Annotated in this window: 14 protein-coding genes; 9 read left to right on the top strand and 5 right to left on the bottom strand. The window is 74.1% G+C overall.

All coding sequences use genetic code 11. The features are described from left to right. Positions 1–117: 117 nt before the first annotated feature. Entirely contained in the window at positions 118–444 is a 327-nt protein-coding gene (locus ABZ807_RS14645) for a PadR family transcriptional regulator (protein ID WP_357156768.1), read from the top strand. Continuing rightward, positions 438–1,403, top strand: coding sequence for a hypothetical protein (locus tag ABZ807_RS14640; RefSeq protein ID WP_357156766.1), 966 nt, complete (start codon positions 438–440; stop codon positions 1,401–1,403). The genes ABZ807_RS14645 and ABZ807_RS14640 overlap by 7 nt, the downstream gene beginning before the upstream one ends. A 24-nt stretch (positions 1,404–1,427) precedes the next feature. Here the strand turns inward: ABZ807_RS14640 and ABZ807_RS14635 are convergent, their stop codons facing one another. From ABZ807_RS14635 to ABZ807_RS14625, 3 genes are all read right to left on the bottom strand, one after another. Further along, positions 1,428–1,931, bottom strand: coding sequence for an NUDIX domain-containing protein (locus ABZ807_RS14635; RefSeq protein ID WP_357156764.1), 504 nt, complete (start codon positions 1,929–1,931; stop codon positions 1,428–1,430). Positions 1,932–2,161: 230 nt separating this feature from the next. Then, entirely contained in the window at positions 2,162–2,605 is a 444-nt protein-coding gene (locus tag ABZ807_RS14630) for a hypothetical protein (RefSeq protein ID WP_357156762.1), read from the bottom strand. A 195-nt stretch (positions 2,606–2,800) separates the two neighbouring features. Beyond that, the gene (locus ABZ807_RS14625) at positions 2,801–3,946 is read right to left on the bottom strand and encodes a hypothetical protein (protein ID WP_357156760.1); all 1,146 of its coding nucleotides are present in this window, start codon (positions 3,944–3,946) and stop codon (positions 2,801–2,803) included. 72 nt (positions 3,947–4,018) lie between these two features. Here ABZ807_RS14625 and ABZ807_RS14620 point away from each other — a divergent pair, with 72 nt between their 5' ends. The 3 genes from ABZ807_RS14620 to ABZ807_RS14610 all read left to right on the top strand — a co-directional run bounded on the left by ABZ807_RS14620 (position 4,019) and on the right by ABZ807_RS14610 (position 6,869). After that, positions 4,019–5,452 carry an RNB domain-containing ribonuclease gene (locus ABZ807_RS14620; RefSeq protein WP_357156758.1) on the top strand — a complete coding sequence of 478 codons (1,434 nt, stop codon included), beginning with the start codon at positions 4,019–4,021 and terminating at the stop codon, positions 5,450–5,452. 213 nt (positions 5,453–5,665) lie between these two features. Then, positions 5,666–6,364 (top strand): NADPH-dependent F420 reductase, encoded by a 699-nt coding sequence (gene npdG, locus ABZ807_RS14615; RefSeq protein WP_357156756.1) that lies wholly within the window; start codon positions 5,666–5,668, stop codon positions 6,362–6,364. A 61-nt stretch (positions 6,365–6,425) separates the two neighbouring features. Beyond that, entirely contained in the window at positions 6,426–6,869 is a 444-nt protein-coding gene (locus ABZ807_RS14610) for a VOC family protein (protein ID WP_357156753.1), read from the top strand. Positions 6,870–6,913: 44 nt separating this feature from the next. Here the strand turns inward: ABZ807_RS14610 and panB are convergent, their stop codons facing one another. Both panB and ABZ807_RS14600 read right to left on the bottom strand, forming a co-directional pair. Further along, positions 6,914–7,759, bottom strand: coding sequence for a 3-methyl-2-oxobutanoate hydroxymethyltransferase (panB, locus tag ABZ807_RS14605; protein ID WP_357156751.1), 846 nt, complete (start codon positions 7,757–7,759; stop codon positions 6,914–6,916). Between the two features lie 160 nt (positions 7,760–7,919). After that, entirely contained in the window at positions 7,920–9,680 is a 1,761-nt protein-coding gene (locus tag ABZ807_RS14600; protein WP_357156749.1) for an NAD+ synthase, read from the bottom strand. 217 nt (positions 9,681–9,897) lie between these two features. Here ABZ807_RS14600 and glnA point away from each other — a divergent pair, with 217 nt between their 5' ends. The 4 genes from glnA (at position 9,898) to ABZ807_RS14580 (ending at position 13,053) form a co-directional block, all read left to right on the top strand. Next, entirely contained in the window at positions 9,898–11,247 is a 1,350-nt protein-coding gene (gene glnA / locus ABZ807_RS14595; protein ID WP_357156747.1) for a type I glutamate--ammonia ligase, read from the top strand. 81 nt (positions 11,248–11,328) lie between these two features. Further along, the gene (locus ABZ807_RS14590) at positions 11,329–11,754 is read left to right on the top strand and encodes a DUF350 domain-containing protein (protein ID WP_357156745.1); all 426 of its coding nucleotides are present in this window, start codon (positions 11,329–11,331) and stop codon (positions 11,752–11,754) included. A 35-nt stretch (positions 11,755–11,789) separates the two neighbouring features. After that, positions 11,790–12,482 (top strand): WYL domain-containing protein, encoded by a 693-nt coding sequence (locus ABZ807_RS14585; RefSeq protein WP_357156743.1) that lies wholly within the window; start codon positions 11,790–11,792, stop codon positions 12,480–12,482. A 190-nt stretch (positions 12,483–12,672) separates the two neighbouring features. Further along, complete coding sequence (locus tag ABZ807_RS14580) at positions 12,673–13,053, top strand: VOC family protein (protein WP_357156741.1); 381 nt, start codon at positions 12,673–12,675, stop codon at positions 13,051–13,053. Positions 13,054–13,154 lie beyond the last annotated feature (101 nt).

Below are 13,154 nucleotides of genomic sequence, written 5' to 3'. Positions count from 1 at the left end.
CGCCGGCGGCCGCCGCTGCCCCCGTCACCCGGTCCCGGCCAGCGAGCGGGTGCTGGGCGAGGACCGCCCACGGGAACCGGGCAGCCCCCTATGTAGAGTTCCGATATAGTCATCGCCATGCGGATGACCATCCCGGTCGCCAAGGTGCTCTCGGCGCTGCTCGCCGAGCCCGGCACCGAGCGCTACGGCCTGGACCTGATGAAGCTGACCGGCCTGCCCAGCGGCACCCTCTACCCGGTGCTGCACCGCCTCCAGGACGCGGGCTGGCTGGCCGCCGACTGGGAGGAGGTCGACCCGGCCGTCGCCGGCCGGCCCGCCCGGCGTTACTACCGGCTCACCGCCGAGGGCGTGGTCGCCGCCCGGCGGGCGCTCGCCGAACTGCGCGCCCTCGCCCCACAGACCGGCCCGTCCCTCGGCGGCGCGGCCGGAGCACCCGCATGGTGACCCGACGCGTCGCGGAGGCGCTGCTCCGCGCGGCCGCTCGGCGCTGGCCCGTCGCGCTCCGCGAAGACCTGCGCCGGGAATGGGCCGCCGAGCTGCACGTCCTCGCCGAGGCCGGGCAGCGGGCCCGGATGCTGCGCTTCGCCGCCAGCCTGGCCACCAGCCGGGCGGGCGCGCCGCTGGTCGACCGCGCCGTCTGGCACCGGCAGTTGCGGCGTACGGCCACCGCGCTGCTGCTGGCGCCGCCCGCCTGCGTCGCCATCGTGATCGTCGCCGTGATCGCAATGACCACGGTGCACTTCGCGCTGGAGATGAGGTTCGCGTGGGCGCAGCACGTGCAACAGCCGCTGTGGTCGGCGCTCTGCGCCGGGCTGGGTGTGCTGCTCGCGCTGCTGGTGGCCCGCGCGGCCCGGCACGGGGTCCGGGTCGGGCCGCTGGCCACCGCCGTCGGCATCGTGCTCCCCGTCGCGATCACCGTGGTCGTGACGGAGGTCCTGCTCTCCGGCGACGGGGAGCAGTTGGCCCGCGTGCTGCCCGGCGTGCTGCTCTGGCTGGCCGGGCTGACCCTGGCACTCTGGGGCGCGGCGGTCCTGGCCGGGCGGGGACGGCTCCGGCTCGCCTGGACGGTCGGTGTGCTCGGAGCCTTCGCCGCCGCCGACATCGCGGTGATCGCCACTGTGGTCGCCGCCATTCCGCCCATCGACCCCGGGCAGCCGCTCACCGACCTGCCGCCCGACGGCGTCGACCGGATCTCCGCCCCGCTCTGGCTGCTCACCTGCTGGACCGACTGGTCGTTCGGCTTCTCCCGGCCGACCGACTGGGAGCGGTTCCTCATCACCGATCTGGTGCTGATGGAGCCCAACTTCTACCTGGCCTGCACCCCGTACGCGCTCACCTGGGCGATCCGGACGGCGCGCGCGGCGCCCGCCGCGGAGCTGGCGCCGGCGGGCGCGACCGCGTGAGCCGCCGACCGGCGGTTCCCGGGCTCAGCCCGCGGCGCAGAACTCGTCCCAGGTGGTGCCGGCGGGCAGGTACCAGGCGGTCGGGGCGCCGCCGAGCGCCTGCGCGATCACCAGCCGGGCGTGCGGGTCCAGTTCGGGCAGCCGGTCCGGCGGGAACCACTCCACCGCCACCGACTCGTCGTCGTTGACCCGGGCCGTCCCGGAGACGAGTCGGCAGTGGAAGCCGAGGTTGAGGTATTCGCAGCGGTCGCCGTTGGGATAGGTGTGCGGGTGCGAGACGACGCTGCTGAGGCGCACCGGCTCGACGTGCAGGCCGGTCTCCTCCTCGACCTCGCGCACCACGGCGGTGGCCGGCTGCTCGCCCGGCTCGACGAAGCCGCTCACCACCGACCAGCGGCCGTCGTCGGAGCGCCGCCCCAACAGCAGCTCACCGGCGTCGTTGCGGACCACCGCGCTGACACTCGGTAGCCAGAGCAGATCGTGGCCGATGTGCTTGCGCATCCGCAGGATGTAGTCCGGTACGCCCATCCGGCGACCCTAACCGTCGCAACCCCGCCCGCACGGCGCTCCGGCGGGCCTCAACCCGACCAGGCGGCGATGCGGCCCACCCGCTGGTAGTGCCGGCCGGTGGTGGCCGCGCCGCGGTACCGGCCGTGCAGCGGTACCGGCCGCGCCGCGGTACCGGCCGTGCAGCGGAGCCGGTCGTGCAGCGGAGCCGGTCGCCGAGCGGGACGGGGTGACGGCGTGACCGCCCCGACTCACGCCGGGCACGGCACCCGCTCCAACGCCGCCGGACCGGCGTCGGGGCGTACCACCTGCGCGAAGCAGCGCGTCGTGGTGGCCTGCTGCCAGCCGAAGACGCTCGCGGCGGTCTTCGCCACGCGGACCCGGAAAACCAGGCGCACCCCGGCCTCCCGGCCCTGGCCGCCACCCTCCACGGCCAGCACCTCGACGCCGTCGACCCGGTCCGCGGCGCCGCGCAGGGCCGCCTCGCCGGCCGCCGGGTCGGCCAGCAGTTCAGCCCGGGCCCGCTGCGCGATGGCGGTCGCCTCGCGGTCGGCCCGCCGTTCCAGCCGCTGCTGCGACCGGTCCCGCAGCAGCGGCACCGCCACCGTCACCACCGTCACGGCCAGGACCGTGACCACGCCCGCGGCGAGCAGGCCGCGGCGTACCCGTGCCGATTTTCTGCCCCCGAAGCGCATCGGGGGATTCTCCGCCACCGACCGGCCTTCCGGCTGCCCCGTCCACCCGGGTACGGCTTTCCGCGTTCGGCCCCGCGGCCCCGACCAGCACGTCTACTGTGGAGGTCGTCGCGACTATTTGCGCGATCCGGTGGCAGCCGGGCTGCTCCCGGTGCACAGTGATCTCATGAACGACAGCGGAAGCGGTGGGCACCACTACTGGTGCACCCGACACCACCGGGTCGAGACCGATGCCGACGTGTGCCCTGCGAGGCACGTTCTCGGACCGTACAACTCGTCCGCCGACGCGGAGAACGCCCTGCAGACGGTGCGGGAGCGCAACGAAGCGTGGGAGGCCGAGGACGCCCGCTGGGCCGGGGAGGGCAGCTGAACGGCGCGGGACGGCCCGTGTCGAGGAACTCCGTGCCTCCGCAGCGGGGGCACGCGAGCGCATGTCCCCAAGGAGGGAACCGAGATGGCCGAAGCACAACAGGCCACCACCCGCCCGGCCGCCAGGAAGTCCGCCGCGGCGGAGCGGACCGCGGGCGCCACCCGCGCCACCGCGGCACGTCGGTCCACCACGACCACGGCGGCGGCCCGGAAGGCGCCGGCCGGCAAGGCCTCGGCGAACGCGTCGGGCGCCGGCTCGGGACGGGCCCCGGCCACCACGGCGATCGCCGCGAAGAAGACGGCGGCGAAGAGGACGGCAGCGAAGAAGACGGCGGCGGCGAAGGCCCCGGCGTCCAGGACCGCCGCGAAGAAGGCCCCCGCGTCCAAGGCCGCCGCGAAGAAGGCCCCCACGTCGAAGGCGACGGCGCCGAAGGCCCCCGCCAAAAAGGCCGCCGCGAAGACCACGAGCGCGGCGAGGAGGACCACCTCCGCCGCGAAGAAGACCGCGCCCGCGGCGAGGAGGACCCCGGCCGCGAAGGCCTCGACCGCCGCCCGCACGGTCACCTCCACGGGTAGGAAGGCCACCGCCGCGGTCAAGAAGACCACGGGCCCGGCGAAGAAGACCACCGGCGTCGCGGCGAAGAAGACCACGGCGGCGAAGAAGACCACCGGCGTCGCGGCGAAGAAGACCACGGCGGCGAAGAAGACCACCGGCGTCGCGGCGAAGAAGACCACCGCGGCGAAGGCGACCGCCAGGAAGGCGCCGGCGTCGAAGACCACCGCCAAGAAGGCACCGGCGAAGAAGGCGACCGCGACCTCGTCGACCACCACCCGCAAGGTGACGGCGAAGAAGGCACCGGCGACGAAGAGCACGGCCGCCAGGAAGGCCACCGCCCGCAAGGCGCCGGCGCGCCCGGCCGCCGCCCGGGCCACCGCGCCCGCCGGCGCCCGGTCCCGCGCCCGCAAGGCCACCGGCTGACCGTACGGCGACCGCCGCCGCAACGCCGGAGAGCGGATCACGTGCCGGACTGCCAGGATTGACCCGTGGTCATCCGACGCGTACTGGCGCCCCGCATCGACTTTGGCGCGCTGCGCCGCGAGCTGGGACTGCCCGAGGGCTTCCCGGACGCGGCGCAGCGGGAGGCGGACGAGGCCGCCGCCGCGCCGCCGGCCGCCGCTGCCGACCGCACCGACGTCCCGTTCGTCACGCTCGACCCGGCGACCTCGCGCGACCTCGACCAGGCGATGCACCTCGCCCGCCGCCCCGGTGGCGGCTACCGCGTGCGGTACGCCATCGCCGATGTCGCCGCGCACGTACGCCCCGGCGGCCCGCTGGAGGAGGAGACCTGGCAACGCGGGCAGACCGTCTACCTGCCCGACGGCAACGTCCCGCTGCACCCGCACACCCTCAGCGAGGGGGCGGCCAGCCTGCTGCCCGACGTGGACCGGGCGGCGGTGGTCTGGACCGTCGACCTCGACGCCGACGGCGCGACGACCGGCGTCGCGCTGGAACGGGCCCGGGTCCGCAGCCGGGCCAAGCTCGACTACGACGGGGTGCAGGCCGCCGCCGACGCCGGGCGGCTGCCCGAACCGATCGCCCTGCTGCCCGAGATCGGCGCCCTGCTCACCGCCCGGGGCCTGCGCCGGGGCGCGGTCAACCTGCCCCTGCCCGAGCAGGACGTCGAGCCCGACGGCGACGGCTGGCGGCTGGTGCTGCGCGGCCCGGTGCCGATGGAGGACCACAACGCGCAGATCTCCCTGCTGACCGGGATGGCCGCGGCCGACATCATGCTCGCCGGTCGGATCGGGCTGCTGCGCACCATGCCGCCGCCGAAGCCCGAGGCGGTGGCCCGGCTACGCGCCGCCGCCGCCCCGCTGGGCGTGCGGTGGCCCGACGGTCTCGGCGTGGGCGAGGTGCTGGCCGGGCTGGATGCCTCGCAGCCCCGGGCCGCCGCCTTCGTCGACCAGGCGGCGGAGTTGATGCGCGGCGCCGCGTACACGGCGTTCGACGGCGAGCTGCCCGAGCAGCCGGAGCACGGCGGGGTCGCCGCCGCGTACGCCCATGTCACGGCCCCGTTGCGCCGGTTGGCCGACCGGTACGCGACGGAGGTCTGCCTGGCCCTGCACGAGCAGCGGCCGGTGCCCGACTGGGTCCGCGCGGCGCTGCCGAAGCTGCCTGAGGTGATGGCGGCGACCGACCGGACGGCGGGCGCCGCCACCCGGGGCGCCATCGAGCTGGCCGAGGCGGTGCTGCTGCAACACCGGGTGGGGGAGATTTTCGAGGCCGCCGTGCTGGACGTGGACGCCCCGTCGAACGGGCAGTCGAAGCCCGGGCGGCCGCCCGGCGGCACGGTGGCGCTCGACGCTCCGCCGGTCCGCGCCCGCTGCACCGGCGAGCTGCCGCTCGGCGAGCGGATCCGGGTCCGCCTGGTCACCGCCGATCCGGCGGCCCGCAAGGTCCTCTTTGCCCGCGCCTGAGCCCCACCCCCGCCCGACCCGCCCGCCCGCACCCGGGCGCGCCCGCGTCCGCGCCCCCAAGATCCGCGCACTTTCACTGAAAGTGTGGCTTCCCGGCGCGCGGAGGCCGCACTTTCAGTGAAAGTGCGGGCTGCGAGGGCGGGGGGCGGGGCGGGGGGATTGTCACAGTGGCTCGTGCTGCTGGGGGGCGGGACGGTTTGCGAGGATGGCCGCATGGCTTACGACGCGACCACGCTGCCCGACGTCTCCGGGCTGACCGTCGGCATCATCGGTGGCACCGGCGACCAGGGGCGGGGCCTCGCCTACCGGTTCGCCCGGGCCGGGCAGACCGTGCTGATTGGTTCCCGTTCCGCCGAGCGGGCCGCTGAGGCCGCCGCCGAGATCGCGGCGCTGCCCGGCATCCCGGCCGGGGTGGACGTGACCGGGGCCGGCAACGACGAGGTGGCCCGGCGCAGCGACGTGGTCGTCATCGCGGTGCCGTGGGACGGGCACGCCGCGACCGTCGCCGCCCTCGCGGAGCCGCTCGCCGGCAAGATCGTGGTCGACTGTGTCAACCCGCTCGGCTTCGACAAGCAGGGCCCGTACGCCCTCCCGGTCGCCGAGGGCAGCGCGGTGCAGCAGGCCGCCGGCCTGCTGCCGGACTCCCGGGTCTGTGCGGCGTTCAACCACGTCAGCGCGCCGCTGCTGGCCGACCCGGAGGTCGACCGGATCGACCTGGACGTGCTGATCTGCACCGAGGACCGGGAACTCGTCGACATCGTCGGCGCGCTGGCCGCCCGGATTCCCGGCATGCGCGGCATCTACGCCGGCCGGCTGCGCAACGCCCACCAGATCGAGGCGTTCACCGCCAACCTGATCGCCATCAACAAGCGATACAAGGCGCACGCCGGCATCCGCGTCACCGACCTCTGAGCAGTCCGCCGCGACACCGCGGTACGGCGGCGCTGTCGTACCGCCGTGGCATCATCGCCCGATGGAATGGCAACTGGTGATCGACTGCCGGGATCCGTCACGCCTCGTCGCGTTCTGGGCGGAGGCGCTGCGATACCGGCCCCAACCGCCGCCGGACGGGCACCCGACCTGGCGGGCCTGGTACCTGGCCAACGGCATCCCGGCCGAAGAGCTGGGCGACGGCGACTGCCTGGACCGGCTGGAGGACCCGACCGGGGCGGGCCCGCGGATCTGGTTCCAGCCGGTCCCGGAGTCCCGGTCGGTCAAGAACCGGCTGCACATCGACCTCAAGGTCGGTGGCGGCCGGGGCGTGCCGGTCGCCGAGCGGCGGGTCGTGGTCGACGCCGAGGTGCGCCGCCTGACCGGGCTCGGGGCGCGGGTGTCGGGCTCGATGGACGACCCGGAGAACGGCTACTACTCCTTCCAACTCGCCGACCCGGAGGGCAACGAGTTCTGTGTGGTCTGAGTGGGCAGCGGTGCGGCCCGGACGCCGCACCGCTGCCGTCATACTCAGAAGGTGTGCTCGGCGGCCGGGAACTCGCCGCCGCGCACCTCGTCGGCGAAGCGGCGGGTGGCCTCGGTGAGTGTCCCGGCGAGGTCGGCGTAGCGCTTGACGAAGCGCGGGGCCTTGCCGGTACGCAGGCCGGCCATGTCCTGCCAGACCAGCACCTGGGCGTCGGTGTCCGGGCCGGCGCCGATGCCCACCGTCGGGATCGGCAGCTCCGCGGTGATCCGCTTGGCCACCTCGCCCGGCACCATCTCCAGCACCACCGCGAAGGCGCCCGCCTCGGCCACCGCCCGGGCATCGGCGATCACCTCGTCGGCGGTGTCGCCCCGCCCCTGGACCCGGTAGCCGCCCAGGGTGTGCTCGCTCTGTGGAGTGAAGCCGATGTGCGCCATCACCGGGATGCCGGCGCCGACGATCGCGGCGATCTGGTCGGCGCAGCGCCGCCCGCCCTCCAGCTTCACCGCGTGGCAGCCGCCCTCCTTCATGAACCGCACCGCCGTGCGCAGGGCCTGGGTCGGGCCCTCCTCGTACGAGCCGAAGGGCAGGTCACCGACGATCAGCGACTGCCGGGTCGCCCGTACCACGGCCCGGACCAGCGGCAGCAGTTCCTCGACGGTCACCGGCAGGGTGGTTTCGTAGCCGAACACGTTGTTCGCCGCCGAGTCGCCGACCAGCAGCACCGGGATGCCGGCGGCGTCGAAGATCGAGGCGGTGTACTGGTCGTACGAGGTGAGCATCGCCCAGCGGTCGCCGCGTTCCTTGGCGGCGATCAGGTCGCGGGTGCGTACCCGCCGGGTGGCCGAGCCGCCGTAGAGGGCGGTCACCTCGGTCGGGGTGGACTCCACCATGACTGTCTCCTTTCCCTCGAGGCCGCCGTCGCGGTCCCCGGGTTCCGCGCCGATCGTCGCACCGGACGACCGCCTCACGGCAGGGCACAGTGCAGGATTTCACTCGGAACCGGCGCGGCGGGACCGGGACCGGTCGCCGCCGCGCCGGGAACGGGTCCGCTCAGCCGTGCTCGCGCCAGCGGTTGGTGATGGGCAGCCGCCGGTCCCGTCCGAACGCCTTCATGGAGATCTTCGTGCCCGGCGCGGACTGCCGGCGCTTGTACTCGGCGAGATCCACCATCCGGAGCACCTTGTCGACGACCGCCGGGTCGTGCCCGGACTCCACCAGCCCGTCGCGGCCCAGGTCCCCGTCGACGTAGCCGATCAGGATCGGGTCGAGCACGTCGTAGTCCGGCAGGGTGTCGCTGTCGAGCTGGCCGGGGCTCAGCTCGGCCGACGGCGGCTTGCCGATCGAGTTCTCCGGGATCGGCGGGGTCTCGCCCCGGCTGGCCGCGTCGGCGTTGCGCCACTTCGCCAGCCGCCAGATCAGCGTCTTCCAGACGTCCTTGACCGGGTTGAACCCGCCGACCGAGTCGCCGTACAGGGTCGAGTAGCCCACCGCCAGCTCGCTCTTGTTGCCGGTGGTGAGGACCAGGTGGCCCTCCTGGTTCGACAGCGCCATCAGGATCACGCCCCGGACCCGGGCCTGGAGGTTCTCCACCGTCACCCCGGACAGCGACATGTTGGCCAGGAAGCTGTCCACCATCGGCTGGATCGGCTCGACCCGGTAGTCCAGGCCGGTCCGCTTGCCCAGGTCCTCGGCGTCGACGCGGGAGTGCTCCGAGGAGTGCTGGCTGGGCAACGACACCCCGACCACCCGCTGCGGCCCGAGCGCGTCGACGGCGAGCGCGGCCGCCACCGCCGAGTCGATGCCGCCGGACAGGCCCAGCACCACCGACGGGAAGCGGTTCTTGTTGACGTAGTCGCGCAGGCCGAGCACCAGCGCCTGCCACACCTCGGCCTCGTCGGCGACCGGTTCCAGCACCCCGCCGGTGGCGGCCGGGCCCGGCGGCGCGGGGGGAGTCGCCGGGACCTCCCGCCGGACCAGCCGCATCCCGTCGGGCAGTTCGGCGGCGTCCGGGCCCCGCTCGCCCGCCTCGGGCAGCTCGACGTCGTGCACCAGCAGGTGCTCGACGAACTGCGGGGCGCGGGTGAGCAGCGTGCCGTCGGCCGCCACGATCATCGAGTCGCCCTCGAAGACCAGCTCGTCCTGGCCGCCGATCATGTTGACGTACGCGATCGTCGCGCCGGCCTCGGCGGCCCGGCGGCGCACCAGCGGCAGCCGGATGTCGTCCTTGTTCAGCTCGTACGGCGAACCGTTGATGTTGACGACCAGCCCCACGCCGGCCTGCCGGGCCACCGCGAACGGGCCGCCGGCCTGCCAGAGGTCCTCGCAGATGGTCAGCGCGACGTCCACCCCGCCGATCCGGACGACGGTGAGGGTGCCGCCGGAGACGAAGTAGCGGTCCTCGTCGAACACCCCGTAGTTGGGCAGGTGGTGCTTGAAGTAGGTGGCCACGATCCCGCCCCGGTGCAGCAGTGCGGCGGCGTTGCGGGCGCCCCGGCCCGGCTGGGCGTCCCCGCTGACCTGCGGCGGGCCGTCCGCGTCGAGGTAGCCGACCACGACCGGCAGGTCGCCGAGGCCGTCCGCGGCCAGGTCGGCCGCGAGCCGCTCCAGCGCGGCCTTCGACGCCGCGACGAAGGAACGGCGGAAGACCAGGTCCTCGATCGGGTAGCCGGGCAGCATCATCTCCGGGAAGGCGACGAGCTGGGCGCCGGCGTCGGCCGCCTTGCGGCTCCAGGCGCGGACCAGCTCGGCGTTGCCGGCGAGGTCGCCGACGGTCGGGTTGACCTGTGACAGGGCGAGACGCAGGGTGGGCATGTCCTCATCTTGCCCCAGCGCCGTCGTACCGAAGCGGCGGCCGGGACGAGACGGCGGCCACCCGCGCGGGAGGCCGGCCACCGGCGGGCAGGACGCGGCGGGACGGGCGGCGGCGCTTCGCGTAACGTCGGCGTAACGAGGCCCGGGGAGACTGGGCGGTCAGGTCGGGCACGGCCCGGTCGAGGGCCGACAAAGAGTGTCGCGAGGGGTTGGGGAAGTGGACCGTCAGCAGGAGTTCGTCCTCCGTACGCTGGAAGAGCGGGACATCCGGTTCGTCCGGCTGTGGTTCACCGACGTGCTCGGCACGCTCAAGAGCGTGTCGGTCGCCCCCGCCGAGCTGGAGGCGGCCTTCGAGGAGGGCATCGGCTTCGACGGCTCCGCGATCGAGGGCTTCGCCCGGGTCTTCGAATCCGACATGGTGGCCATGCCGGACCCGACCACCTTCCAGGTCTTCCCCTTCGAGGGCGGGGTCAGCGGCGAGAGCGCCCGGATGTTCTGCGACATCCTGCTCCCCGACGGCAGCCCGTCCTGGGCGGACCCCCGGCACGTGCTGCGCCGGGCCATGTCCAAGGCGGCCGAGAAGGGCTTCACCTTCTACACCCACCCCGAGATCGAGTTCTTCCTGCTGGAGAACGGCCCGCAGGACGGCTCGGTGCCGATCCCGGTGGACACCGGTGGCTACTTCGAGCACACCACACACGCCGTCGCGCGGGACTTCCGCCGCCAGGGCGTGCTGGCGCTGGAGCGGATCGGCATCTCGGTGGAGTACAGCCACCACGAGGTGGCCCCCGGCCAGCAGGAGATCGACCTGCGTTACGCCGACGCGCTGACCACCGCCGACAACATCATGACCTTCCGGCACGTGGTCAAGGAGGTGGCGCTCTCCACCGGCGTGCAGGCCACCTTCATGCCAAAGCCCTTCACCGACCAGCCGGGCAGCGGCATGCACACCCACCTGTCGCTGTTCGAGGGGGAGCGCAACGCGTTCCACGACGCCGGCGACCCGATGAAACTCTCCAAGGTGGCCAAGTCGTTCATCGCCGGCCTGCTGACGCACGCCCGGGAATACACCGCGGTCACCAACCAGTGGGTCAACTCGTACAAGCGGCTCTTCCCGCTGGCGCTGCCGGACCGGATCACCGAGAGCCCGGCGTACGTCTGCTGGGGCCACCTGAACCGGTCCGCGCTGGTCCGGGTGCCCGCGTACGGCAAGCCGAACTCGGCCCGGGTGGAGGTCCGCTCGCTGGACTCGGCGACGAACCCGTACCTCGCCTTCGCGGTGCTGCTCGGCGCCGGGCTCAAGGGCATCGAGGAGGGCTACGAGCTGCCGCCGGGGGCCGAGGACGACGTCTGGTCGCTGACCAGCGCCGAGCGTCGCGCCATGGGATACGAGGCGCTGCCGGAGAACCTGGCCGAGGCGATCGACGTGATGGCCGGCTCCGAGCTGGTCGCCGAGGTGCTCGGCGAGCACGTCTTCGACTTCTTCCTGCGCAACAAGCGTGCCGAGTGGGAGCAGTACCGCCGCGAGGTCACCCCGTACGAGCGGCAGCGTTACCTGTCGCTGTAGATCACGGTGGCGCCGTGCCGCTATCGTCTCGATCACCGCGCCGGCACCCCCGTCGGGGCGTAGGAGGTCGGGAGGCCGTCGGTGCTGGAGGATCTGCTCACCGGAGCATGGCAGAGCGTCGTGTTCGGTGTCGTCGGGGTGGCGCTGATGGCGGCCGGCTTCGCGCTGGTCGACCTGCTCACCCCGGGCAGGCTGCGGGAGCTGATCTGGGTGCGGCGCAACGGCAACGCCGGGTTGCTGCTCGCCGCCAACCAGCTCGGCATCGCCGGGATCGTGTTCACCGCGATCCTCACCAGCTACAGCGACTTCGCCAAGGGGCTCGCCTCCACGGTGATCTTCGGGCTGATCGGGCTGGCCATCATGGCACTGGCCTTCTTCGTGCTCGACCTGCTCACCCCGGGCCGGCTCGGCGAGATCATCTGCTCGGACGAGCCGCACCCGGCGGCCCGGGTCAGCGCCGCCACCCACTTCGGCGCCGCGCTGATCGTCTGCGCCTGCATCGCCTGAGCGCCGCTGTCGTACCCCCGGCTTAACCTCCGGGGGTGAACCGGACCGACCGTCTCTACGCCCTGGTGGAGGAGCTGCGGGCGGTCTCGCCCCGGCCGCGCAGCGCTCGCTGGCTGGCCGGGCGCTTCGAGGTGAGCACCCGCACCATCGAGCGGGACATCGCCGCCCTGCAGGGCTCCGGCGTGCCGATCTGGGCCGAGCCCGGCCGCACCGGCGGCTACGCGGTCGACCGGGCGCACACCCTGCCGCCGGTCAACCTCACCGCCGCCGAGGCGGTCGCGATGGCCGTCGCGCTGCACCGGCTCGGCGGCACGCCGTTCGCCGGGGCGGGCGCCACCGCGCTGCGCAAGGTGCTGGCGGTCATGCCGGCCGCCGACGCCGCCGAGGCGCACCGGCTCGCCGGCCGGGTGCACCTGATCGGCGACGGGCCGGCCACGCCCGTCCCGGCCACCGTCGCCGACGCGGTCTCCGCGCGGCGCGTGCTCCGCCTGCGGTACGCCGACCGCGCCGGCACGGCTTCGGTACGCGAGGTCGAGCCGCTGGGCTACCTCGGCAACCCGCGCCACTGGTACCTGCTCGCCTGGTGCCGGCTCCGCGACGGGCTGCGCTGCTTCCGCACCGACCGGATCCTCGGGGTGGAGGCGCTGCCCGAGGTGGTCGCGCGGGAGTTGCGCCTCGACGACCTGGACATCCCGCACGAGCGGGTCCGGGCGCTGAGCCTGGTCTGAGCCGGCTCAGCCCGCTCTCGCTGGCCGGCTGCCGTCTGGCGCTGTCGCGGCAGGCTGGGCGCGGCCGACCGAGGGGCGGCATGTCGGGATCGCCGTCGGAAACACCGACAGGACGCTGTCGCCGGCCGGGTCGAGGCTGACTCCTGACGAGCCCGGCCGACCGGCCGGCGCATGGAACGGGAGGCGACACATGTCCACGATCACCAACGCGGTCAGCTGGTTCGAGGTCGGCACCGACCGGCCGGAGGAGACCGGGAAGTTCTACACCGACGTGTTCGGCTGGGCGTTCGACGAACAGGGCAGCCCGGAGGCGTCGTACCGGGTGGTGGCGCCGGGGCCGGAGGGGTCGATCCAGGGCGCCGTCCGGGCCACCGGTGGGGCCGGCCCGAACTACGCGGTGTTCTATGTGCGAGTGGCCGACGTGGCCGAGACCTGCCGCCAGGCCGAGGCGGCCGGCGGCAAGGTGCTGGTGCCGCTGAAGTCGAACGACAACGGCCTCACCTTCGCCCACCTACTCGACCCGGTCGGCAACCACTTCGGCGTCTTCGCACCGCCGCCCGCCGGGGCCTGAGCCCACCGCCTGCCCGCGCCGCCGGGGCCGTGCCCGGTGGATCGGGTACGGCCCCGCCGCGGGGGTGGTCCGGCCGGGAGGAAGATCAGGCGGTCGGGGAG

The organism is Micromonospora sp. NPDC047548 (assembly GCF_040642975.1).
Classification (GTDB): Bacteria; Actinomycetota; Actinomycetes; order Mycobacteriales; family Micromonosporaceae; genus Micromonospora.
The sequence above is the reverse complement of the archived record's forward strand: the minus strand, read 5'-3'. Positions and strand labels throughout refer to the sequence as shown.